Below are 1,062 nucleotides of genomic sequence, written 5' to 3'. Positions count from 1 at the left end.
CCGGGGTCGGGCAGGCGGACTCGGTCGGCTTCGGCAAGGCGGCCGCCGGGTCGTCGTACCAGACGCTCTTCGTCACGGCGAAGATCAGCGGCGTGCGTGGCGTCTTCCGTTCCACGGACGCGGGTACGACCTGGACGCGGATCAACGACGACGCCCACCAGTGGGGCTGGATCGGTGCGTCCATCACCGGTGACCCGAGGATCTACGGGCGGGTCTACCTCTCGACCAACGGGCGCGGAATCATGTACGGCGACGCGTCGGACGGTGACGGGGGCGGCACGGACCCGGGCACCGATCCGGGCACGGACCCCGGCACCGACCCGGGGAACCCGCCCGGGGACGCGGCCTGTTCGGTGGCGTACAAGGTCACGAATCAGTGGTCCGGCGGCTTCCAGGCCGATGTGACGCTCACCAACACCGGGACGCAGGCCCTGGACAGCTGGCGGCTGGGGTGGACGTTCGTGGACGGCCAGAAGGTCACCCAGATGTGGAACGCGACGCTCGCGCAGGACGGGGCGAAGGTGACGGCGGCCAGTGTCTCCTGGAACGGGAGGGTGGCGCCGGGCGCATCGGTGGGCTTCGGCTTCACCGGCACCCTGACGGGCGGCAACGCCGTGCCGGCCGCGTTCGCCCTCGGTGACGAGGCCTGTTCCACCGGCTGACCAACGGGCGGAGGGGGATGAGGGACGGGGGGAGGGGCGGGCCGAGCGGATGGGCCCGCCCCTGGCGTCGCCGTGCGGTCCGCGCCGCCCCTGTCGTGTCCGAAGCCCGGTGAACAACCGGTCTCACTGGCCCCGTACAGGTTCGTCGGCCATACTGCCCGCCGTGGAGCAGCGCATAGATCCCAACACTCAGCCCGCGTACGCCGCAGGGACAGACCCGGCGTACATCCCTGGTCTCACGGCCCCCCGAACCGCCGCGAAGGCGGACGAGGACCCGGAGCAGACCGAGGAGACCGCACCCGAGGACGCCGCGCCGGACAAGGACGTCGCGGAGGCCGCGCCCGAGGACGCGGTGCCTGACGGCGAGCCCTTCGCCACGGAGGCGGCGGACGACGAGGAG

The 1,062-nt window shown here is 72.4% G+C and carries 1 protein-coding gene and 1 pseudogene; both read left to right on the top strand.

Annotated features, from left to right (window positions below):
• Positions 1-662 (top strand): cellulose-binding domain-containing protein (locus ABZV94_RS42020; RefSeq protein ID WP_356350443.1); only part of this gene is annotated, 662 nt, incomplete at its 5' end.
• A gap of 163 nt (positions 663-825) precedes the next feature.
• Positions 826-1,062, top strand: a pseudogene (locus tag ABZV94_RS42015) (hypothetical protein); the annotation flags it as partial.

Origin of the sequence: Streptomyces sp. NPDC004658 (genome assembly GCF_040609555.1) — a bacterium.
Taxonomy (GTDB): Bacteria; Actinomycetota; Actinomycetes; order Streptomycetales; family Streptomycetaceae; genus Streptomyces.
This window is presented reverse-complemented; position numbering and strand designations above follow the sequence as displayed.